General features: G+C 56.3%; 19 protein-coding genes and 1 tRNA gene. 6 read left to right on the top strand and 14 right to left on the bottom strand.

The genetic code is table 11. The features are described 5' to 3' along the window. Positions 1-2: 2 nt before the first annotated feature. Both moaD and pgsA read right to left on the bottom strand, forming a co-directional pair. The gene (gene moaD, locus ACR0CW_RS08675) at positions 3-248 is read right to left on the bottom strand and encodes a molybdopterin converting factor subunit 1 (RefSeq protein WP_155142126.1); all 246 of its coding nucleotides are present in this window, start codon (positions 246-248) and stop codon (positions 3-5) included. 3 nt (positions 249-251) lie between these two features. Beyond that, a complete protein-coding gene (pgsA, locus tag ACR0CW_RS08670) occupies positions 252-920 on the bottom strand; it encodes a CDP-diacylglycerol--glycerol-3-phosphate 3-phosphatidyltransferase (RefSeq protein WP_155142128.1) in 669 nt (222 codons plus the stop codon). 217 nt (positions 921-1,137) lie between these two features. Between pgsA and ACR0CW_RS08665 the strand changes: the two genes are divergently transcribed. After that, positions 1,138-2,022, top strand: coding sequence for a DMT family transporter (locus ACR0CW_RS08665; protein WP_480787489.1), 885 nt, complete (start codon positions 1,138-1,140; stop codon positions 2,020-2,022). Here ACR0CW_RS08665 and uvrC read toward each other — a convergent pair. From uvrC to ACR0CW_RS08630, 7 genes are all read right to left on the bottom strand, one after another. After that, on the bottom strand, positions 2,019-3,893 hold the full coding sequence (gene uvrC, locus ACR0CW_RS08660) for an excinuclease ABC subunit UvrC (protein WP_480787488.1): 1,875 nt from the start codon (positions 3,891-3,893) through the stop codon (positions 2,019-2,021). The genes ACR0CW_RS08665 and uvrC overlap by 4 nt on opposite strands. 290 nt (positions 3,894-4,183) lie before the next feature. Continuing rightward, positions 4,184-4,963 (bottom strand): SDR family oxidoreductase, encoded by a 780-nt coding sequence (locus ACR0CW_RS08655; protein ID WP_480787487.1) that lies wholly within the window; start codon positions 4,961-4,963, stop codon positions 4,184-4,186. Positions 4,964-4,984: 21 nt separating this feature from the next. Next, positions 4,985-5,947, bottom strand: coding sequence for a calcium/sodium antiporter (locus tag ACR0CW_RS08650; protein WP_480741608.1), 963 nt, complete (start codon positions 5,945-5,947; stop codon positions 4,985-4,987). 168 nt (positions 5,948-6,115) lie between these two features. Then, positions 6,116-6,913 carry a S49 family peptidase gene (locus ACR0CW_RS08645; protein ID WP_155142140.1) on the bottom strand — a complete coding sequence of 266 codons (798 nt, stop codon included), beginning with the start codon at positions 6,911-6,913 and terminating at the stop codon, positions 6,116-6,118. 116 nt (positions 6,914-7,029) lie between these two features. Further along, on the bottom strand, positions 7,030-7,791 hold the full coding sequence (locus ACR0CW_RS08640; protein ID WP_155142142.1) for an ABC transporter permease: 762 nt from the start codon (positions 7,789-7,791) through the stop codon (positions 7,030-7,032). Then, the gene (locus tag ACR0CW_RS08635) at positions 7,788-8,717 is read right to left on the bottom strand and encodes an ABC transporter ATP-binding protein (RefSeq protein WP_480787486.1); all 930 of its coding nucleotides are present in this window, start codon (positions 8,715-8,717) and stop codon (positions 7,788-7,790) included. Before ACR0CW_RS08635 ends, ACR0CW_RS08640 begins: the two co-directional genes overlap by 4 nt. A 90-nt stretch (positions 8,718-8,807) precedes the next feature. Continuing rightward, positions 8,808-9,332, bottom strand: coding sequence for an SRPBCC family protein (locus tag ACR0CW_RS08630; RefSeq protein WP_480787485.1), 525 nt, complete (start codon positions 9,330-9,332; stop codon positions 8,808-8,810). Between the two features lie 154 nt (positions 9,333-9,486). Here ACR0CW_RS08630 and ACR0CW_RS08625 point away from each other — a divergent pair, with 154 nt between their 5' ends. Next, a complete protein-coding gene (locus ACR0CW_RS08625) occupies positions 9,487-10,467 on the top strand; it encodes a DMT family transporter (RefSeq protein ID WP_480787484.1) in 981 nt (326 codons plus the stop codon). On the opposite strand, the gene ACR0CW_RS08620 is transcribed toward ACR0CW_RS08625, so the two are convergent. Both ACR0CW_RS08620 and ACR0CW_RS08615 read right to left on the bottom strand, forming a co-directional pair. Beyond that, positions 10,451-11,740 carry a TAXI family TRAP transporter solute-binding subunit gene (locus tag ACR0CW_RS08620; protein ID WP_480787483.1) on the bottom strand — a complete coding sequence of 430 codons (1,290 nt, stop codon included), beginning with the start codon at positions 11,738-11,740 and terminating at the stop codon, positions 10,451-10,453. The genes ACR0CW_RS08625 and ACR0CW_RS08620 overlap by 17 nt on opposite strands. Before the next feature lie 63 nt (positions 11,741-11,803). Then, on the bottom strand, positions 11,804-12,664 hold the full coding sequence (locus ACR0CW_RS08615) for a crotonase/enoyl-CoA hydratase family protein (protein ID WP_480787482.1): 861 nt from the start codon (positions 12,662-12,664) through the stop codon (positions 11,804-11,806). A 140-nt stretch (positions 12,665-12,804) separates the two neighbouring features. On the opposite strand from ACR0CW_RS08615, the gene ACR0CW_RS08610 reads away from it, so the two are divergent. Beyond that, positions 12,805-13,908, top strand: a complete 1,104-nt coding sequence (locus ACR0CW_RS08610; protein ID WP_480787481.1) for a CaiB/BaiF CoA transferase family protein — start codon at positions 12,805-12,807, stop codon at positions 13,906-13,908. A gap of 33 nt (positions 13,909-13,941) precedes the next feature. On the opposite strand, the gene hemE is transcribed toward ACR0CW_RS08610, so the two are convergent. Beyond that, positions 13,942-14,976, bottom strand: coding sequence for a uroporphyrinogen decarboxylase (gene hemE, locus ACR0CW_RS08605; RefSeq protein ID WP_480787480.1), 1,035 nt, complete (start codon positions 14,974-14,976; stop codon positions 13,942-13,944). Positions 14,977-15,083: 107 nt separating this feature from the next. Between hemE and hemC the strand changes: the two genes are divergently transcribed. Further along, a complete protein-coding gene (gene hemC, locus ACR0CW_RS08600; protein WP_480787479.1) occupies positions 15,084-16,040 on the top strand; it encodes a hydroxymethylbilane synthase in 957 nt (318 codons plus the stop codon). Between the two features lie 238 nt (positions 16,041-16,278). Here hemC and ACR0CW_RS08595 read toward each other — a convergent pair whose 3' ends face one another. Both ACR0CW_RS08595 and ACR0CW_RS08590 read right to left on the bottom strand, forming a co-directional pair. Continuing rightward, positions 16,279-18,513 (bottom strand): CHASE2 domain-containing protein, encoded by a 2,235-nt coding sequence (locus ACR0CW_RS08595; protein WP_480787478.1) that lies wholly within the window; start codon positions 18,511-18,513, stop codon positions 16,279-16,281. Positions 18,514-18,560: 47 nt separating this feature from the next. Further along, a complete protein-coding gene (locus tag ACR0CW_RS08590; RefSeq protein WP_480787477.1) occupies positions 18,561-19,499 on the bottom strand; it encodes a FecR family protein in 939 nt (312 codons plus the stop codon). 368 nt (positions 19,500-19,867) lie between these two features. Between ACR0CW_RS08590 and ACR0CW_RS08585 the strand changes: the two genes are divergently transcribed. Continuing rightward, positions 19,868-19,957, top strand: a tRNA-Ser gene (locus ACR0CW_RS08585). Between the two features lie 149 nt (positions 19,958-20,106). Beyond that, positions 20,107-21,276 carry a tyrosine-type recombinase/integrase gene (locus tag ACR0CW_RS08580; RefSeq protein WP_480787476.1) on the top strand — a complete coding sequence of 390 codons (1,170 nt, stop codon included), beginning with the start codon at positions 20,107-20,109 and terminating at the stop codon, positions 21,274-21,276. The last annotated feature ends 4 nt before the right edge of the window (positions 21,277-21,280 follow it).

Raw genomic sequence — 21,280 nt, 5'->3', positions numbered from 1 at the left:
GCTTAGCCTCCGGTCATCGGCGGAAAGAACGCAACTTCCCGCACACCCTGAAGAGGCGCGTCAAAGTCGGACAACTCCTGATCCAGTGCAACACGCAGTGCCGACAGATCCGCGAACGCAGCCGCATACCGATCTTCACGCGCACTGAGCTCGGCCACGAGGTCATTGACTGTTGCGGCCTCGGTCTCGACCTTCTCTTTCGGGAGGCCGATCCGTTCACGCACCCAGGCGAAATACAGTACATCCATCCCTTAACTCTCCTTCAGATGAGGCATGGCTTTACGTAGGTAGTCATAGCCTGTGATCAATGTCAGCGTCGCCGCAATCCACAACAGCCACAATCCGATCCGCCCGGCCCAGAACATGCCTTCCAGCTTCCATGCCAGCCCGTTCACATCTTCGGTCTGCCCGCTGAGGATCTGGTCAATCAACTCAGCATCCATACCGAATGTGGACATCACAAAGTAATGCTCGAAAATACCCTGCGAAAACAGCACGGCGATTGCCACCATCTGTGCCGTGGTCTTCCACTTTGCCAGCTTGGTAACCTTAAGCGTTCCTGCAACATCACCCAGATATTCGCGCAATCCGGACACGAACACTTCGCGAAACAGGATAACCGTGGCGGGCAGCACCAGCCATGGCGTCCAGTGTTCGGTTGAATACCCCACAAGGATCATCAAAGCGATCACAACCATCGCCTTATCGGCAATCGGGTCCATCATCGCCCCGATCTTGGTTTCCTGCTTCCAGGCACGTGCCAGATAGCCATCGAACCAATCGGTAATAGCGGCTGTCATGAACAGGATCAGAGCAAACCAATCCGCATAGGGACGGGTGAAGTACAAAAACATCACGGCCAGTCCGGGGGCAGCAAGCAACCGCAGGACGGTCAGAATGTTGGGCAAGTTCCATTTCATGAGGCCGACCCTACATTGCTGTTTCAGGACAGAAAAGACAGAGTGATCAAAAACTGCTCGGATCACAGTCGGTTGACCCCGTTCGGGTCAAAGCGTCGCAAGGCTGAACAGTCAACCCGATACTTCTTGGCCTCGGCTACATTTCCGGCCAGATTGCCGACCAGACCGGTCCGAGGCAGGCCGTTACCATCTTCAGGCAGTCGGGACGTCGGACAACATGACAGCACATATACAAACCGATCCCCGATCGAACCTGATTGGCAGCGCCTGGATGATCGCTGCCATGGCGCTTTTCGCACTTGAGGACGCGCTGATCAAAAGCGCCTCTTCTTCAATCCCAATCTGGCAGGTGCTGGTCCTTTTCGGCGCTGGTGGCGCGGTGATCTTTGCGGCTGTCGCCATGATACGAGGCACCCGGCTGTTCCAACCTGATGTGCTGTCCCGCCCGATGAAGGTGCGGGTGATCTTTGAAATACTCGGGCGGCTTTTCTACGTACTGGCCATCGCTCTGACGCCTCTGTCTTCGGCCACGGTGATCTTGCAGGCCACTCCTCTGGTCGTTGTCGCCGGGGCTGCGATGTTTTTTGGAGAAACCGTTGGCTGGCGACGATGGAGCGCAATTCTGATCGGCCTGATCGGCGTGGTGATCATCATCAAACCAACCGGAGACAGTTTCTCTGCCCTGTCGATCCTTGCCGTGTTGGGAATGCTGGGATTTGCCGGGCGCGATCTGGCCAGCCGCGCGGCCCCTGCCACTCTGGGAACCGAGGTTTTGGGGTTTTATGGATTCCTCTGCATCATCGTCGCCGGATTGGCCTATCGCTTCTGGGAAGGTGCCCCGATAGAGCCGCTGACCACACATGTCAGCCTGCACATGTCGGGCGCGATCCTTATGGGGGTCATGGCTTATGCCTCGCTGATGAAAGCCATGCGCACGGGTGAAGTTTCGTCAGTCACGCCATTCCGCTATTCGCGGTTGTTGTTCGGAATTGGACTTGGCGTGGTGATGTTCGGCGAGCGACTGGACCAGACAATGTGGATCGGCAGCGCACTGATCGTGGCCTCGGGGATGTACATCCTCTGGCGTGGGCGAAAAACCTAACCCTTGTCATGGAAGTAATCATAAACCTTTTGCGCCAAACCCGCTGAGATACCCTCGACCGCTTTCAAATCCGCCAAATTGGCCCGGCTGACCGCTTTGGCACTGCCGAAATGCGCCAGCAAGGCGCGTTTACGCGCAGCACCGACACCCGGGATTTCATCCAAAGGCGTCGCCCCCACGGCCTTGGCCCGCTTGGCGCGGTGTGTCCCAATTGCAAACCGGTGCGCTTCGTCCCGCAAACGCTGAATGAAGTACAGAACAGGGTCATTTCGCTTCAGGGCAAAGGGGCGTTGACCGATACGGTGGAACTCTTCCTTGCCATGGTCCCGGTCGACACCTTTAGCGACACCTACCATCGGGATGTCTTCGACGCCGTGGGCCTGCATGATCTCGTGCACGGCGCTCACCTGCCCGGCTCCGCCATCGATCAACAGAAGATCGGGCCACATCCCTTTTTCCCGATCCGGGTCTTCTTTCTGAAGACGGGTAAAGCGCCGGGTCAGAACCTCTTTCATCATGCCGAAATCATCGCCCGGGGTCAGGTCATCGCCGCGTATGTTGAATTTACGGTAGGCGTTCTTCATGAAGCCTTCCGGCCCCGCGACGATCATCCCGCCTACGGCGTTGGTGCCTTGAATGTGCGAGTTATCGTAGACCTCAATCCGATCCGGCGGGCTGTCCAAATCAAACGCCTCGGCCACACCGCGCAACAACTTGGCCTGCGTGGCGCTTTCAGACATGCGACGCGCCAGAGATTCCCGCGCGTTACGCAAGGCACCCGCGACCAGCTCCTGCTTTTCACCGCGCTGAGGCACAAGGATCTCGACCTTGCGCCCCGCCTTTTCAGTCAACACCTCTTGCATCAGATCAGCGTTTTCAATCGCATCCGATAGGATCAGTTGCCGGGGCGGTTCCTTGTTGTCGTAGAACTGACCAAGGAACGCCTCCATCACCTCGGCCGCCGACACATCCGGCCCGACGCGCGGATAGAAATCCTTGTTGCCCCAGTTCTGGTTTGCCCGGATGAAAAACACCTGCACACAGGCCTGCCCGCTGTCCATATAGAGGCCGATCACATCCGCCTCGGCCACACCGCGCGGGTTGATGCCCTGAGAGGTCTGCACCTGCGTCAACGCGCGGATACGGTCGCGCAATCCGGCGGCGCGTTCGAACTCCATCGCCTCGGACGCGGCCATCATCTGTTCGGCCAGTTCTTCCTGCACCTTGGTTGAACGACCGGACAGGAAGCGTTCGGCATCCTTGACGCTTTCGCGGTAGTCTGCCTCGGAAATCAGATCAACACAAGGTCCCGAACAGCGTTTGATCTGATAGAGCAGGCACGGCCGCGTCCGACTGTCGAACATGGAATCCGAACAATTGCGCAGCAGGAATGCCTTTTGCAGCTGGTTCAAAGTACGGTTTACGGCCCCGGCACTGGCAAACGGTCCGAAATAAGCGCCCTTCTCTTTCTTCGCTCCGCGATGTTTCTTTATTTGCGGAAAGGCATGATCCTTGGCGACCAGAATATTGGGAAAGCTCTTATCGTCCCGCAGCAACACGTTGTACTTGGGCTTGAGCTGCTTGATCAGGTTCTGCTCGAGCAGCAGCGCCTCAGTCTCGGTCCGCGTCGTCAGGAACATCATTGAGGCGGTTGCCGCGATCATCCGTTCGATCCGGCCTGAATGCCCCGGACGCGCATAGTTGGAAACCCTCGCCTTGAGGTTTTGCGCCTTGCCGACATACAGCACACGACTATCCGCGTCGAGCATACGGTATACGCCCGGCGAACTGTCCAGCGTCTTGAGATAACGCTGAATGCAGGCATAGCCGGTGGGTTGGGAGTCCGAGGTCGTTTCGCTGTGAGAAGTCATGGCTCTCAGATATGATTCTCTGACTATGGCTGCAATCTTGTGTGTCTCAGATCAAGAGAAAACAAATCCACTACTTCTGTGGATAACTGTGCAGATAACTTTCCAGGCGCAACAAAATCCCCTTAAATCTTTGACTTTTCCTTGAGTTGCACAAAAAATAGGCATCAAATTAACCCATTGTTTTCAAACAAAAGTTTTTTGAATACGTAGCAAGTGCATGAAAAATAAGACATTTTTGTAACGCGCGGGTAACAGGAATGAGAGCGGTGCAAAACTTGCAGCAGAATTACCTATTCCACACCCAACACATCTGGTGTCTGCCAACCCAAATGCTGACCGCCATCGACGCACAAAAGCTGCCCCGTGACGGCATGTGCATCCAAAAAATAGCCCAGCGCAGCCGTGATATCCGAGGGGTTCGACCCACGTTCAAGGATTGTGTTTTGACGCTGTGCCTTGAAATGATCTTCGCTCTGCCGATGACCCTGCACCGTAGGGCCTGGGCCAATGGCATTCACACGGATCGCAGGTGTCAGTGCTTGTGCCGCGGTGCGTGTTAGAGCCCACAATCCCATTTTCGCGATCGTGTAGGACATGAACTCTGGGGTCAGCTTGCGCACCCTCATATCGACCATGTTGACGATCAGCCCTGTGGCCTGTGGCTCGCCGTTCTCATCAATCCTGGGCTCCAGCCCCTGTTCTGCCATAGCCTGGGTCAGAACGAACGGCGCCCGCAGATTGCTGTCCAGATGGCGGTCCCAGCTTTGTCGAGTCGCCGTTTGGATGTTGTCATACTCAAAGATCGACGCATTGTTCACCAGACAGGTAATCGGTCCACCTAACGCCTCGGCCGCACGCGGCAACAGCGCAGTGACCTGAGCTTCGTCCAGCAGATCAACTTTCAGAGCGACTGACTGACGCCCCATCTCCTGAACCTCTGACACCGTGTCCAATGCTGGTTGCTCCGAGGAGGCATAGTGAACCGCAACATCAAATCCGCGCTGTGCAAGATACAAAGCCATGGCCCGGCCCAGACGAATACCGGCGCCGGTCACGAGTGCTCGGGTCATGGATCACCTCCCAATATCAGGTCACGCCAACAGGCTGATAACGTATACGGCGTAGAGCAGTGTCAGGATCAATCCCCAGACGCGCGTAATGTCCTGTTTGAAAAACACGAACGGAACCAACAGCAGGGATGCGCCCAGCATGACCCACAGATCAAAGTGCAGGAATTCAGGATCAACAGGGATACGACCGAACAGGGTCGCGATGCCCACGATGGCCAGCAGGTTGAACATGTTCGATCCGATGACGTTGCCAAGCGCCACGTCAGCCTGACGCCGCAATGCCGCCATCACCGTTGTCGCCAATTCCGGCAATGACGTACCGACCGCCACCAGCGTCAGACCGATAACCGTTTCACTGACGCCATAGGTCAGCGCAATCTCCGTTGCGTTTTCGACCAGAAGATGCGCCCCCATCGGGAGCCCGATGAGTCCCAGGATCAGATAGACCGACACTTTCCAATAGGGCATGTCCGGATCGGCCTCTTCCAGACCTTCCAGTTCTTCATCGTCAGCACAGGCTTCACCGCAAGCCTTGCGATGCGCGTGCGCCTCGCGAAAGGCGTTCATCAGAACCAGCCCAAGACCCGCCAACAAGATTGCACCGCTGGCGAGGTTGAAGACGCCGCAGAACGCCAAGCCAATAAACAGAACCGAAGCCAGCAGCATGAAAACATAGTTCTTGCGGCTGTCGCACTCGCTAGTGTGCAGCGTCGCCAGCAAGGCAGGCAGACCCAGAACCAATAAGATATTTGCGGTGTTTGATCCGACGACGTTACCCAAGGCGATACCAGGCGCATTCTCCTTTATCGCGCTAATCGCAATCAGCAATTCCGGAGCTGACGTACCAAAGGCCACAATGGTCAGGCTGACGATGAGCGCCGGGACACCCAGACGCAGGCTCAGGTTGACCGCACCGCGCACCAGCGCATCGCCCGCAAGCAGAAGGATCAGCAGCCCAAGGCCAGAAAGCAGCCACGCCGTCATGTCCGGCCTCCTTTTTCGCAGGCACAGGGGCCTTTGCCGATCTTAAACCGTCCACAACGCGGACATTTTGCCGAGTTCAGTCGTTTTTGCCCCGGAAAGCGCAGCTTGCCGAACATCGCCAGTACACCCATGGCGATGAGGAACAGAGTGACCGCCTTGATAATCACGTCACAAACCGAAACGCGCGTATGCCGCCCGCTCCTCGATCCCTGCAACGGCATCCTGTGCCAGTTCGGCACCAAAACGTGACCAGATCGGCTTGCGTACTCCGTAGCGGCGGAATTTCACCTTGTCACCGAAGCGCTCCTGCAGTTTCGGCTTTAGATGCGCGACACCCTCGATCAGTCCCAGTTCCTGAGCCCGGCGTGCCAGCCATACCTCACCGTTGAACAGATCGGCACTTTGATCCAGCTTGTCGCCGCGCCGCTCTTTGACGTAGGCAATGAAATTCTCGTGTATGTCGCCAAGCAGCACTTTCAGCCGTGCAACATCTTCCTTTTTCTCTGGCGAGAAAGGGTCGAGCATGGATTTGGACTGACCTGCGGTATGCACCCGGCGTTCAAACCCCTGCCGCGCCAAAAAGACATGCGCGCCAAATCCGGATGAAATCACACCAATTGATCCGAGGACCGAACTGTCATCGGCCCAGATCTCATCCGCGGACGCGGCAAGCCAGTACCCGCCAGATGCAGCCACGTCTTCGACAAAGGCGATGACGGGTACATCAAACTCTTTCGCCAGCCGCCTGATCCGGGCACCGATCAGCGAGCTTTGAACAGGCGAGCCCCCGGGCGAGTTGATTTCAAGCGCCACGGCAACCGGCTTACCCTTGCGGAAAGCTTTTTCCAGAACGGGGGCCAGCGTCGTGTCATTCAACGACGCACGACCGGCCATTCCGATGGCACCGGACAAACGGACCACGGCCACGAATGGCTGCTTTTTGAGAAACGGCAGGCTGAGTTTCATGGATGCCGATGTAGAGCCCCCTAAACCCGTAAACAAGGGACTGAAGGCGCCATAAACGCGACGTGAACTAAATTCACACAGCCGGTGGGCAAAAATGCAACGCCTCTGGCGCTGGCCTAGCTGCGAATGCGCCAGCCTGTTTTGAAGATCCAGCCGATAATGGCCAGGCAAATCCCGGTAAAAGCAAGGATCGCCAGCAGGCTGAGGCCGATCGGCACATCCGCCAGGCCGTAGAAGGACCACCTGAAGCCTGAAATCAGGTACACCACCGGGTTGAACAGAGTGATGGTCTGCCAGATCGGTGGCAGCATTGAGATCGAATAGAACGTTCCGCCGAGAAAGATCAAAGGTGTCACCACCAGCTGAGGCACCAGCGACATCTGTTCAAAATTGCTGGCCCAGATGCCGATGATGAAACCCAACAGGGAAAAGCTGAGACAGGACAGGATCAGGAATGCTGCCATGGCGAACGGGTGTTCTATTCGAATATCCACGAAGAACGTCGCCGTAACCAGAATCACCAATCCGACGAACAGGGATTTCGTGGCCGCCGCACCGACATATCCGATCACGATTTCAATGAAATTGACGGGCGCGGAAAGCAACTCGTAGATCGTTCCCAGGAATTTCGGGAAATAGATGCCGAATGATGCGTTCGAAATCGCAAGCATCACGACCGACAGCATGATCAGGCCAGGCACGATAAAGGCCCCGTAAGAAACCCCCTCAACTTCCTGAATGCGACTGCCAATGGCGGTGCCAAAGACCACAAAATAGAGTGATGTGGACAGAACGGGCGAGATGAAGCTCTGTGCCAGTGTGCGGAAGAACCGGGCCATTTCGAACCGGTAGATGGCGGCGATTGCAGACCAGTTCATGCGGGCTCTCCCGACACCAGATTGACGAAAATTTCCTCAAGGCTTGATTGCCGGGTCTGAACGTCACGCAATACCAGTCCGGCCTGCGCCACATCGTTCAACAATGTGGTGATGCCCGTACGTTCGGCATTGGTGTCATAGGTATAGACCAGCATATCCCCCTGACCGTTCAGCGACAGGTTATGGGCAGACAGGCAATCGGGAATCGCCGAGATGGGTTCATTCAACATGACCTCGATCTGCTTTTTGCCCATCTGAGCCATCAGCTTGTCTTTTTCCTGCACCAGCAGCAGCTCGCCCTTGTCGATGACACCAACACGGTCGGCAATCGCCTCGGCCTCTTCGATATAGTGCGTGGTCAGAATAATGGTCACACCGCTGGCCTTCAGTTCGGCGACGATATCCCACATGTCCTTGCGCAGTTCGACGTCAACGCCTGCGGTGGGTTCATCCAGAAACAGCACGCGTGGCTCATGCGACAGTGCTTTGGCGATCAGCACCCGGCGCTTCATCCCGCCCGACAGCTCTTTGATCGCGTTCTTGCGCTTGTCCCACAAAGACAGTTTGCGCAGGATTTCCTCGATCCGCGCGCTGTCATTGCCATATCCGAACAGACCGCGAGAGAACCGAACCGTATTCCAGACCTTCTCAAAAGGCTCCAGTGCAATTTCTTGAGGCACCAGCCCGATCATACGACGGGCCGCGCGAAACTCGGTCTGGATATCGTGGCCACCAACAGTAACCGAACCCGAGGTTGGCGTGGTGATGCCGCAGATGGTTGAAATCAGGGTTGTTTTGCCCGCGCCATTCGGCCCGAGCAGAGCCAGGATTTCACCCTCTTCGATATCCAGCGTTACGCCTTTCAGCGCTTCGAAACCATCGGCATAGGATTTGCGAAGGTTCTTGATAGACAGAATTGTCGACATGCGTTTCCTCGTTCTGGCGGGGACCCTATCGCGCCGGAACGGGACAGAACAGGCCAAAATCGCACATTGCCCTGCGCGCGTACGCAGGGATCAGTCGCGGCCAGTCAAGCGCCCCAACCACCCTTTCTTGCCTTCTTCATCAGAGGTCTCTTCACCCTCGGTTGGTTCTGCAGGTCCCTCGAAATGCTCCTGCAGCTTGGTGAAAAACTGATCTGCCATCTTCTTGGCAAACCCGTCGATCAGGCGGCTGCCCAACTGTGCCAGCTTGCCGCCAACCTTGGCATCAACATCATAGGCCAAAACCGTGCCACCGCTTTCGCTGGGGCTGAGCGTCACATTGGCGCTGCCTTTGGCAAAACCCGCAGCTCCCCCTTTGCCTTCACCGACAATGGTCAGGCGCTCTCCTTCGACCATGTCCGACATGGTCACTGTGCCTTTGAACGTCGCCTTCACCGGCCCGACCTTCTGCACGACCGTGGCCTCATAGCCATCCGCAGGATTGCCTGATATTTCCTGCGTGCCGGCAACACAGGCTTTCAACACTTCGGGGTCCAGCAGGGCTGCATAGACATCAGCGGGCGGTGCCTGAATTTCTCGGGTGTCGCTCATCTGCATTTGAAGGCCCCTTCTATTAATCCGGTGACAGAACACTCAAGACCTATCGCTGAACCATGTCATCAAGCAACCGAATTGAATTCACCGATAGACTTGAACTCACAATATGGTAGCCCTTCAGCAGGCAAAGGATTTATGCCTGACAAGGATTACCATGACCAACGCTCCTCAGAGTAATGCGACAGCTGGTATCACCTTCATCGTGGCGGGGATGGTGGCCATTTCGGTCAATGACATGCTGATCAAACAGCTTTCCTCAGGGTATCCCCTGCATCAGATGGTCTTTCTTCGATCCTCCATCGGTATCCTGCTGTCCTTTGCGCTTTTGCAATATGAAGGCGGCGTCAGCCTGTTGAAGACGCGCCATCCCTGGCTGCATATCGTCCGATGTCTGATGGTTGTGGTTTCGAACATGACGTTCTTCGTCGCCCTGGCGGCGGCACCGCTGGCCGAAGTCACGGCATTGTTCTTCGCTGCCCCTTTGTTCATCACAGTCCTGTCGATCCCATTTCTGGGCGAAAAGGTTGGCCCCATGCGGATCACCGCCGTTGTAGCCGGTTTTGCCGGGGTGGTGATCATGCAACGCCCGTGGGAAGGCGGAGAGGCTGAAACCGCAAACAGGATCGTTCTGATGCTGCCGGTACTGTCGGCCCTGACCTATGCCGCCAATCAGATCCTGACGCGTAAACTGGGTGCCACAACCAAAGCCTCGGCGTTGGCCATCTACATTCAGGGCATGTTCATTCTGGTGTCTCTTGCGTTCTTCGTGGTCGCCGGTGATGGCCGCTTTGCCGCCGGGGCCAGCGACCCAAGCCTGAACTTTCTGCTTCGCGCATGGACCTGGCCCGCTGACGGGGACTGGATTTACATGATTGCCCTTGGCCTGAATTCCGGCGTGGTCGGTTACTGTCTTGCACAAGCCTACCGGATGGCAGACGCGGCCACAGTTGCACCGTTTGAATACACTGGCCTTCCCATGGCCATCTTATGGGGATGGTTGATCTGGGGCGAACTGCCCGACCCCATTGTATGGCTGGGCATCCTGCTGATCATGGGATCCGGACTGTTCGTCTTTTTCCGCGAAAAGCAAAAGGCACGTCAGGTCGCGCGCGCCGAGGTCAAGGGCCGGTACTGACCGGCTCTCCACCTTCGGCAAGCCTCTGCATCTCGGAAATCCGTTTCTGAACCAGTTCCAGATGCAGGCGGGCATCATACTGTCCCTGCCGATAGGCTGCGGGCAGGCGCAGCCCGGCCAGCCGCTCATCCAGTTCGTTCAAATGGGTTTGCATATCACGCAGCTCTTCCGGGCTTGGATGATTGCCCAGCTCTTCCTCAATCTGTCGGATTTCCGGGTAGTGCTGCCAGACACGCCAACGCATGATGTAGGCATACGCCAGTGGCAAAAGCCGAAACAGCGGAACGACGATAAAGAAGAATGGCAGAAAGAGCAGAAGCACACGGTTAATTTGTGCGGCGACCCAGTAGGGTAGCCAATTGTGCCAGGTTGACGGGCCGTCCAGGATCAGCTGACGGGCCGTATTGTTCACCGTCAGACCCGTACCCTCAATACTCGGAAACTCACCCGAGTTGGTTATGATCCCCTGCTGATGGTAAAGCTCGATCGCCGCCATAGTCAGACGATTGACCAAGGCCGGGTGCAAATCAGGGCGCACAACCAGCCGCGCCTCAAGCGCGATCAGTTCAACCGGCCTAGGCGGATGTACGGGCTCAAGCGACATGCCCCCGGTTGGCACTGTTACCACCGTAGCATGTGACAGCCGGCGCGAGATTGCTTGGACATGATCCAGTTCCAACACACGCAGATCCGGCTCGTGATAGGCATCCTGCAAATAGGGTGCCTCAATCGGCGCGACATAAACCGCGATATCCAGTTGCCCGTTCAACAAGGCACTCACGGCCTCCCCATAGGGAATGGATAGATGCGTGTTGTCGGACAACGACAATCCGACCGCGCGTTCGAATTCTCGGAATGTGGCTGCAGTGCCTGATCCTTCAGCTCCGCTGTTGATCCGCAGACCCCGCCAGAGAGCCGGGTTTCCGGGGATCACAGCGTCATTGCGCACCAGAAAGATAACGGGCTCATAGAACATCGCGCCCAGCGCCTCGGCACTGTTTTTGTCCACCTGAATACCGCCCTGCAGGAAAGCGGCATCAACCTGCCCCTCTTCCAGAAGCTGCGCATTTTCAACCGAACCGGCAGTCTTGATAATCTCGACCTGAATGCCATCCCGCGCCAGAATATCGGCATAATCTTCCGCTTCTTCGACATAGGCCCCACCAGCCGGGCCAGAAGCCAGCCGCACGGTACCCGGCGGGTGCAGTTGCACCACAATAGCCGTCAGGATCGCCAACACCATGGCGACACAAATCATAATCCAGAGGCGCATCATCCCCTCGCTCGTCCATCCCGCCTGTGACGCTAAGGCCCGGGCGCGGTTGTGACAAGCGGTCTATCGGTTGCGTTTCGGTAATTCCTCGTTCGCGGTCCAGTCCCATGTGCCTTCGTCCCGCTCGGCCACAGCTTGCCGCCAGCCGACCTCTTCGGACCGTTTCTTGAAATTGATCCCTTCCGGCGAATGCCTTGTGATGCCGTCAAAAATCGTGGCGAGCCGCTGGGTTTGCAGCATTCCTGTCTGCTCGATTGCCTGATTGATGACCATCTTCTGCATTGCCAGCTGATTGATCGGAACCGTCGCCATCCGGGCTGCCATTTCCTCGACCACATCATCCAATTGGTCAGCGGGCACAGCCTTCAGCACCAGCCCCATATCTGCAGCTTCGCGACCGGTGATCTTGTCACCTGTAAAAAGCATCCGTTTGGCCTTTTCCGCGCCCAACCGATAAACCCACATGGCGGTGGTCGGACATCCCCAGACCCTTGCTGGCATGTATCCGATCTGCGCGTCCTCGGACATGATGGTCAGATCGGCGCAAAGTGCGATATCAGACCCCCCTGCTACGGCAAATCCGTGCACCTTGCAGATCACCGGCTTCATCGCCCGCCAAAGCGACATGAAATGCTGCGTGTTTCGCCACATAAAGCTGTAATCCTTGATCGGATCCCACGGCATGGGCTGCGTTACCTCACCCGAGCCGTTGCCTTCAGCATAAAAGGTCAGGTCATATCCGGCACAAAAGGCCGTGCCATTGCCTGACAGGACCATCACATGGATATCCGTGTCGGAGTCGGCGCGCGCCACAGCTTCGGCAAGTTGAACCGGCAACTCGTCATTGATCGCATTCATCACTTCGGGCCGATTGAGCGCGATCCGCGCAATGCGTCCGTCCTTTTCGTATGACACTACCGACATCTGATCCTCCTCTGGTCAGGCCCAGCAAACCACCCGCGCGTGTACGCACCTAGCAATTCCGGGAACGACGTCACGTCGCAGGCGGTTGCTCTTGCTTTCCCACCGCTGCGCCGGAACCTTTGCCGAAAGGGAGAAATTGAATGCTGAACGGAATTCGCGTCGTCGAGATCGAAGGGCTGGGTCCGGGCCCATTCGCCGCCATGTTGTTGGCTGATCTGGGCGCCGATGTCATCACCATCCACCGCAAAGGCGGCGCTGTCACTCCTGGCATGCCAGAACGCTCCTTGCTTGATCGAGGCAAGCGCTCAATCGCGCTCGACCTGAAGGACACCGGTGATCTGGAAACTGCTAAAGCGCTGATCGCTTCGGCAGATGCACTGATCGAGGGCTTTCGCCCCGGGGTGATGGAAAAACTGGGCCTTGGACCTGATGTCTGCCTCAGCACCAATCCTAAGCTGGTCTATGGCCGCATGACAGGTTGGGGGCAGGACAGCGCTTTGTCTGACACCTCGGGACATGACCTCAACTATATCGCAATGTCCGGGGCGCTCTGGTACGCATCTGCACCCGGCCAAGCACCTCAGACCCCAGCGACACTGGTCGGGGATATTGGCGGAGGCGCCATGTATCTTGTCACCGGCATTCTGGCGGGCCTGCTGAACGCGCAGAAAACCGGTCAGGGAACGGTTGTCGACGCCGCGATTTATGACGGCTCAGCCCATATGATGAATCTGTTGATGAGCTTGCGCCAGACCGGCAATCTGTCTGAGGCCCGAGGGCAGAGCCTACTGGATGGACCACATTGGAGCCGCGCCTATAGCTGCGCTGATGGTGGCTTCGTGACTGTCCAGTGCCTTGAGCCGAAGTTTTATGAACAGTTTCTGCAGTTAATGGGATTGAGCGACGACGCAGAGTTTCAACAACAATATGATCCCAAACTCTGGCCCTCGCTAACCGATCGACTTGCTACGCTTTTTGCAAGCCAACCACGCAACTATTGGGCGGATCTGTTCCAGGGCACCGATGCCTGCGTCGCCCCGGTTCTCAGCCCGATGGAGGCGCGCGATCATCAGATGAACGCCGCACGCGATACTTGGCAGGAAGTAGATGGAACGCTGCAAGCGGCAGCAGCGCCTCGGTTTTCAACGGCCAATTGGACCGCAAAACCCAGCCCGGCACGAGGTGAACACAGCGAAGATATCTTGGCTGAACTCAGTCCCAGGCAAAAACCTCAGGCCCGCTGAGAAACCAATTGAACCGGACAGGTTGCGCGCCGCTCAGCGGCTGCGCACCGTGTCGATCATCAGTTGAACATTTTCCGGATCTGCGTCCGGAGTGATGCCGTGCCCAAGGTTGAAAATGTGCGGACCTTTGGAAAAAGCCTCGACAATATGTCGGGTCTCGTCGACCAGCGCCTGTCCGCCTGTCACCATGTGTTTCGAGGCCAGATTGCCCTGAACACAACCGTCGACCTGAACATGAGCAGCGCCCCATTCCGGCGAGACTGAGTTGTCCAGTGCCACACAATCAACCCCTGTCGCTTTTGCAAAGCCGACATAGCCATCACCGGCCTCACGCGGGAATCCGATCACCGGGATACCGGGATGACGTGCCTTGATGGCCTGCGTGATGATCCGGCATGGGTCAACTGCATATTTGCGGAAGTCGTCACCCTTCAGCGATCCGGCCCAGCTGTCGAAAATTTTGACCACTTCGGCACCGGCTTCGATCTGCATCGACAGGTACTCAATCGTCGCAGCGGTGATGCGATCCAGCAATGCTTCGAACAATGCTGTGTTTTCTTCGCGCAACGCATGTGCCGGCCCCTGATCTGGGGTTCCGCGTCCGGCGATCATGTAGGTCGCAACAGTCCAGGGCGCCCCGGCAAATCCGATCAGCGTTGTCTCAGACGGCAGTTCCCGGGACAGAATGCGCACTGTCTCGTAAACAGGGGACAGGGTTTCGTCAATCACATCCACCGGTTTCAGGGCATCAAAATCCGACTGCTGCGTGATTGTGGACAGGCGCGGGCCTTCACCCGTGACAAACCACAAATCCGCGCCCAGCGCCTGTGGCACCAGCAGAATGTCCGCGAACAGGATCGCCGCATCAAACCCATAGCGACGAATGGGCTGCAGCGTTACTTCTGCGGCCAGCTCGGGATTATAGCAGAGCGAAAGAAAATCCCCTGCCTGTGCGCGGGTTGCACGATATTCCGGCAGATACCGCCCGGCCTGACGCATCATCCAGATCGGAGGTACATCCTGCACCTCACCCGCCAATGCACGCAGCAGTTTCTTTGTCTCGGCCATGTTCGTCCCCAATCGTCCGGTTTGGCGCAACGGGTCAGCCTTCGGCGGCAATTTGTCAAGCTCTGCCCCCATTGTCAGGGCAATGTGACGCGACTAAAGCTGAGCGCATGACACTGAACCTGCCCACACCCGCATCGCCCTTGAGGATTGGTACACGAGGATCCCCTCTGGCTTTGGCGCAAGCCTATGAAACCCGGCAACGTCTGTCAGATGCCTTTGATCTACCGCAGGACGCGTTTGAGATCGTGGTGATCAAGACAACCGGCGACAATCGCGCCATGATCGATGCGGACCGCCCGTTGAAAGAGATCGGGAACAAGGGGCTGTTCACCAAGGAAATCGAAGAGGCAATGCTGAGCAGCGATATCGATATCGCTGTACATTCGACCAAGGACATGCCGGTTGAACAACCCGAGGGGTTGGTTCTGGACACGTTCCTGCCGCGCGAAGACGTTCGTGATGCGTTTATCTCGCCCAAACTGAACGCGATTCAGGATTTGCCCGAAGGAGCCGTCGTTGGCACTTCTTCCCTTCGCCGTCGGGCTCAGTTGTTGCACCGCAGACCTGACCTGCAGGTTGTTGAATTTCGGGGCAACGTGCAGACACGGCTGAAAAAGCTGGCTGACGGCGTTGCAGAGTGCACGTTTCTGGCCATGGCGGGCATACGCCGCCTGCAGATGGACGAGGTTCCCGCAACAGCAATATCGCCCGATGACATGCTGCCTGCAATTGCACAGGGCGCCATCGGCATTGAAAGGCGCAGCACAGACAACCGCGCGGCGGAAATGCTCGAAGCGATTCATCACACGGAAACAGCGCAACGACTGGCGGCAGAGCGCGCCTTACTCGCCGCACTGGACGGATCCTGCGAGACACCAATTGCCGGTCTAGCAGAGATTGAGAACGGACGCCTGCGTCTGCGTGGCGAAGTGCTGCGACCCAACGGTGCGGACGCCATTGCCGCAGACCAGATCAGCGCAATTGAGGATGGTCCGGAAATGGCTCGCGAGATGGCTCAGAATCTGTTGCAGCAAGCCGGTGAAGGTTTTTTTGACTGGCGTTAAATAAAAAAATTTATTTAATGTGAACTGCTTCACTGTCGTGCGTCTCGCAATGGTGCATTAAGGTTTCATCAGATCGGAAACAGAGACAGTCTCGAATATATCGAAAAGTTTAGGTTGTTTTGTTTTAGATGGTATTCGAGGGGGCGAGGCTGAACTCCCATCCGATCTAGGCGAGCCGCTGCTTATATTAGAAGCAGCGGCTCGTTTCATTTAGCCGTCTTGTTCAGACCTTCACGCCTTAACGCGAAACCTTTTTCAGATGTCGCGCGTGGCTGAACATTACATGCTCTGACGGAACATCAGTCCGGAAATCAGCAACCCGTCCCGGCAGCTTTCTGTAAAGACCTGTAAGGCCGGGCTCAACACCTTCAGCCAGATCGCGGCATTCGCTGCAAAGTTCTTCGATGAAAACCTGAGGCTGACGATCCCTGATTGCGGCAACCAGATTCTGGTGTGCGCTCTCCAATTCGGAAAACACCGGACTTTGTGCCAGTTCTTGATCGCCTATCAAGACAAACACAGGTTCTGGTTTGCTTTTTCCCTTGAGGTCAACAAAACCTGCCTCAAGCATCGCCAAATCCTGACCGGCAGCATGAAACACCGCGCTTGAGACGAGGATATCATAGTCAACGTGGCGACAATTCTGTTCGACCCGAGCGGCTACATTCACGACATCCCCGATCACGGTGTAATTGAATCGCCGTCGAGAGCCGATATTCCCCACACAGGCCTGACCCGTCGCCAATCCGGTGGCCAGCGCGATTGGCGGTCGGCCCTGCATCACGTCTGATGTATTGAATTTGACCAAGGCCCGCCGCATCAGCAACGCGGCCTGCGCAGCCCTCAGGGGATGACCCTCGACCTGCAAGGGCGCATTCCAGAACGCCATCACCGCGTCACCGATAAACTTATCGATCGTTCCGCGCTCGGTGAGAATCTGATCGCCCAGTTCGGAAAACAGGTCATTCAACACCGTCACCAAATCGGTTGCTGACGTTGATTCCGCCAGCGTGGTAAATCCCCGGATGTCCGAAAACATCACCGTTATTTCCTGCGTCGTGCCGCCCAGCTCCAGCTGATGGCCATGCGCATCCATCTCGTCCAGAATTTCCGGCGCAACATAATGCGAGAATATTCGGCGGATAATACGTTTCTCGCGCTCGGTCGAAATGAACAAATAGCCTGCCAGCAAACCGAAATTCGCCATCCCGCCCAGCAATGGAAAAGTCACATCAAAAAGAACCAGCTGGTTCCGAAAGGCCATCCAGCTGATGCCCAACACGATTGCGGCTGAAAACCCACCTGCTAGGAAAGAAGCAACCGCACCAAATCTGGACATGACCAGAATGACCACCAGCCCCAGGATGATGAACGCCAGAAGCTCTAGCGCTGCAGTGACATCCGACCTGCTCAGCATCTCTTCAGTCAGAACCTGTTCGATGATCTGGGCATGTATGGAAACGCCGGGTACAGATTGCCCCAGCGCGGTTTGGCGCATATCGAACAATCCCGCGGCAGAGGTACCAACCAGAATTATTCGGCCTTCGATCTCTGCTCGCAGCGCAGGATCATCGGACCGTTGCATCACATCGTTTGCCGAAAGATACAAATCCGGTACGTCGCGTCTGTATCTGACCCAAACCTCTCCGTTTTCCGTTGTTGGCAATCGGAAACCGCCAATCTCGACGGCCAGCATGATCCCGGCTTCGTCAGGTGCGCCCTCTGCAATAATGATGGCTTCACCCATGGCCACCCTCAGGGCTTCGGCCCAGAGGCTTGGCAACACACCATCCGGACTGCCCCACAAGGCCGGAACCCGCCGCACTACGCCGGTACCACCCAATGGTGAAACATTTACTCCACCGATACCGGCCGCATCGCGGCCCAAAGGTGGTGCGGGCGGGGTCCAATGCGGCACCGCAACCAGGCCTGATGCGGGCATTTCGCCGATTTCGATGATCCCTGCCTTGGGTACAATTTCTCGGTTTGCCTGAGCTGACCGTGCAGCAACCCCCAGAATGACGGGCCAGTTGGCTATTTCGGCACCAAACAGTTCATCATTGTCGAGCTGAGCTGCGTCCTCTCCTAGGTTCAGCAAACCCGATAAGGCAGGATCATTCACCAAGCGTGAGGGAGAGTACCGGTCAGGTTCGACAAACAGCATGTCAAAAGCGATGGCAGCAGCACCATAATCTCCCAACCGCGCGACCATTTCAGCCATCAATGTTCGGGGCCAGGGCCACTGCCCCCACTCGGCCAGAGATTCCTCATCAATATCTAAAACCCGGACCGGAAGATCCGGATTGTACTCCCTTGGCGACAACCTCTGCAGTACGTCAAAGTAAATCAGGCGCGACATTCGGACCGGATATGGATCGACGACCCGAATGAAACATCCAAGCAGGATCAACCCCAGACCGACCAGTGCAAATGCCAGTCGACGGCTATTTTTCTCCTTTCTTCTGCCAGCCAAATGGATCTCCAGTCATCTGGTTGCAGGGATTGCGTTCGGCACCTGCGCTAGCCCTGGCTTCCGTCGCTCTGGTCCCCGGACCCGTCGCCCGAGCCTTGGCCAGAATCCGTATTCGCGCCCGGGTCCGACTGACCGGCTGGCTCCGGGTCGGATAAGTGCGGATCTGACATGTCATCAGGTTGCGCTGGTGCCGGAGGTTCGGGGCTTGATGGTGCCGCAGCAGTCGCTGTGGCGGGCGCAACCCTCTCTGCTTCTCGCTGCGGCGGGCTTGGCTGCTGTTCGGAATGCTCGGTTTGCACAGATACCTGCTGAGGCGCCCTGTCACCCGAGCACCCTTCGGCCGCCACCTGAAATGGACGCAGCAGTCTTTCTTGGGATTGAATGAACGGGAATCCCTGTTGAAGCGCCTTGTCGTATTCCGCCCGATCTATCGGTCGGCCGATATTTCCCCTCTGGCTGGTCGCAAAGAGACTGCACTGGCGACCGGTCGAGCGGCACCCACCCCGCAGGCTACACATTCTCACAGTACCTTCCAGAACAAGCATGGCGCTCTGGCGATCCGAATCGATCCACATATCAAAGGTTGTACCACGCACCGCCATCGTTGCTGTGGGCGTCCTGATTGAATAAGCACGCTTTCTGCTTTTGCCTGAAATGAAACGGAAACTGCCACCCAGGGCCTGAACTGCAAAGCTCTTGGCCTTGTTCTTTCCGCGCAACATCGTGACATCGAGAACCATATGCGCATTCGGGCCGATCGCAATCTTGGTTTCGTCCACAAAAATGAGCTGAACGACCCCTTTGTTGTCGGTTGCAATGGTATCACCCGAAGCAACTTCCATACCCTCGCGTATACGGATGGTCTCGCCTGCGCGTGTAATTTCCGCGCCAGGCTTGATGCTGAGAACCTTGCCAATAGAAGAAAAAACCTGCGTCGGCAGCAACAAGACAACACATAACACAGGCAAAACTCTTAACCAGATCAATCCCGAGCCCCCTTCACAACAGGTTCCTTTCAGGCGCGATGCACCTTCTGCCCGGTCTTGTCCTCAATTCGTATATTTATTTGATCATTTGAAATCTAATTTTGAACAAATATGCATTAAAACGCATACAATATACAAGAATTCTATTCAAAGCCGCATATTTACCTGATTGAAGACGCATCCGATTCACTCAGTCATCAACTGGAATGCTGAGGTTCTAGCATACAGTTCTGCATGCTCAGGCGCACTACGAGGAAACCTTTCAATTCAATGGCCTGCTTTGACTGACACACGTGTTTTCAGAAAAATCCCGGCCGCCTCGAAAATCGCCTTGTATCTTGGTGACAGGCGAGGATATACCGGCCAGCGGAGACGTGGCCGAGTGGTCGAAGGCGCTCCCCTGCTAAGGGAGTAGGCGGGAAACCGTCTCGAGGGTTCGAATCCCTTCGTCTCCGCCACCCACACTTTTCGTTCGATTTTCTTGGGTGGCGCAAACCGCCTTAAATCTAAGAAAACCTGAAACAAGTTACTCAATCTAGGTTTTTCTAGGTTTCATTCGGTTGCCGTTGTACGCTTTCATTGTGTGGTACATAAGGTGGTATGTCGAGTGGCGGCGCTGGGCGGGAAGCTAACCAAAAAGCTAGTTGAGAACCTTGGACCTGGGCGTCATGGCGACGGTGCTGGGCTTTATCTCGTTGTTGACCCTTCCGGTGCACGACGCTGGATTGTGCGTGTCACGGTCAAAGGGCAGAAGAATGCCAAGGGCGCACCGCTGCGCACTGACTTTGGTTTGGGTGGGGCTGATGTGGTTACGCTCAACCAAGCCCGTGAGCGGGCTTTGGAATATCGACGCATGGCGAAATCGGGGCTTAACCCGCGATACAACACCAAACGCGAAGTGCCAACTTTCGAAGAACTCAGCCGCCAAGTACATATTGACCGCCTACCTACTTGGAAGAATGCGAAACACGGGCAACAGTGGCTGAACACTTTGCGCGATTATGCTTTCCCCAAGATTGGGCGGATGCCAGTTGATGCTATTCGCCAGCCCGAAGTGTTGATGTGCCTTTCCCCAATTTGGACGGCTAAACACGAAACAGCCAAGAGGCTCGCCCAGCGCATCAAGGCGGTTTTGGATGTCGCAAAGGCTTCAGGCTTTCGTGAGGGAGAGAACCCCGTCACAGCGGTGAAGGAAGCGGGCGTGTTGCCCAAGGTGAAAGCCAAGGTGCACCACCACGACGCGATGCCGTGGCAGGATGTGCCAGCCTTCTACGCAGAGTTAGACAAGCGTGCGGCCACTGCTGCCAAAGCGTTGCAGTTCACAATTCTAACCGCCTGTCGCACCTCCGAAGTGCTTGATATGACATGGGACGAAATCGATTGGGACTCGCGGCATTGGACCATTCCCAAAGAGCGCATGAAGGGCGGCAAGCCGCACCGTGTTCCTTTGACAGGTGAAATGTTGCGGATTTTGGAGCCGATGAAGGCAATGGCTTCGAAATACGTGTTTGAAGGTCAGAAACGGCACCATCCGTTATCAAATATGTCGATGCTTATGCTTTTGCGACGCATGGGTCGTGGCAATTTTACGGTGCATGGGTTTCGCAGCACGTTTCGTGATTGGGCCGCTGAAATTTCTGATGCACCGCGTGAAGTCGCTGAAGCAGCGCTAGCGCACCAAATCGGGACTGAAGTAGAGCGAGCAGATGCGAGGTCAGATTTGTTGGAGCGTAGGAGAGACTTGCTTGGCCAGTGGTCCGTTTTTCTAGCAAGCTAAAATA

The organism is Ruegeria sp. CH6 (genome assembly GCF_056537005.1).
Note: the sequence above shows the minus strand (reverse complement) of the source record. Positions and strands in the feature narration are given on the sequence as shown.

Coding starts and splice junctions, on each gene's coding strand:
- ACR0CW_RS08665 (WP_480787489.1), top strand. CDS start 1,138: ATGACAGCACATATACAAACCGATCCCCGATCGAACCTGATTGGCAGC.
- ACR0CW_RS08635 (WP_480787486.1), bottom strand. CDS start 8,717: ATGTCGACAATTCTGTCTATCAAGAACCTTCGCAAATCCTATGCCGAT.
- moaD (WP_155142126.1), bottom strand. CDS start 248: ATGGATGTACTGTATTTCGCCTGGGTGCGTGAACGGATCGGCCTCCCG.
- ACR0CW_RS08610 (WP_480787481.1), top strand. CDS start 12,805: ATGCTGAACGGAATTCGCGTCGTCGAGATCGAAGGGCTGGGTCCGGGC.
- hemE (WP_480787480.1), bottom strand. CDS start 14,976: ATGGCCGAGACAAAGAAACTGCTGCGTGCATTGGCGGGTGAGGTGCAG.
- ACR0CW_RS08620 (WP_480787483.1), bottom strand. CDS start 11,740: ATGCGCCTCTGGATTATGATTTGTGTCGCCATGGTGTTGGCGATCCTG.
- ACR0CW_RS08640 (WP_155142142.1), bottom strand. CDS start 7,791: ATGAACTGGTCTGCAATCGCCGCCATCTACCGGTTCGAAATGGCCCGG.
- ACR0CW_RS08645 (WP_155142140.1), bottom strand. CDS start 6,913: ATGAAACTCAGCCTGCCGTTTCTCAAAAAGCAGCCATTCGTGGCCGTG.
- ACR0CW_RS08630 (WP_480787485.1), bottom strand. CDS start 9,332: ATGCAGATGAGCGACACCCGAGAAATTCAGGCACCGCCCGCTGATGTC.
- hemC (WP_480787479.1), top strand. CDS start 15,084: ATGACACTGAACCTGCCCACACCCGCATCGCCCTTGAGGATTGGTACA.
- ACR0CW_RS08625 (WP_480787484.1), top strand. CDS start 9,487: ATGACCAACGCTCCTCAGAGTAATGCGACAGCTGGTATCACCTTCATC.
- uvrC (WP_480787488.1), bottom strand. CDS start 3,893: ATGACTTCTCACAGCGAAACGACCTCGGACTCCCAACCCACCGGCTAT.
- ACR0CW_RS08615 (WP_480787482.1), bottom strand. CDS start 12,664: ATGTCGGTAGTGTCATACGAAAAGGACGGACGCATTGCGCGGATCGCG.
- pgsA (WP_155142128.1), bottom strand. CDS start 920: ATGAAATGGAACTTGCCCAACATTCTGACCGTCCTGCGGTTGCTTGCT.
- ACR0CW_RS08650 (WP_480741608.1), bottom strand. CDS start 5,947: ATGACGGCGTGGCTGCTTTCTGGCCTTGGGCTGCTGATCCTTCTGCTT.
- ACR0CW_RS08655 (WP_480787487.1), bottom strand. CDS start 4,963: ATGACCCGAGCACTCGTGACCGGCGCCGGTATTCGTCTGGGCCGGGCC.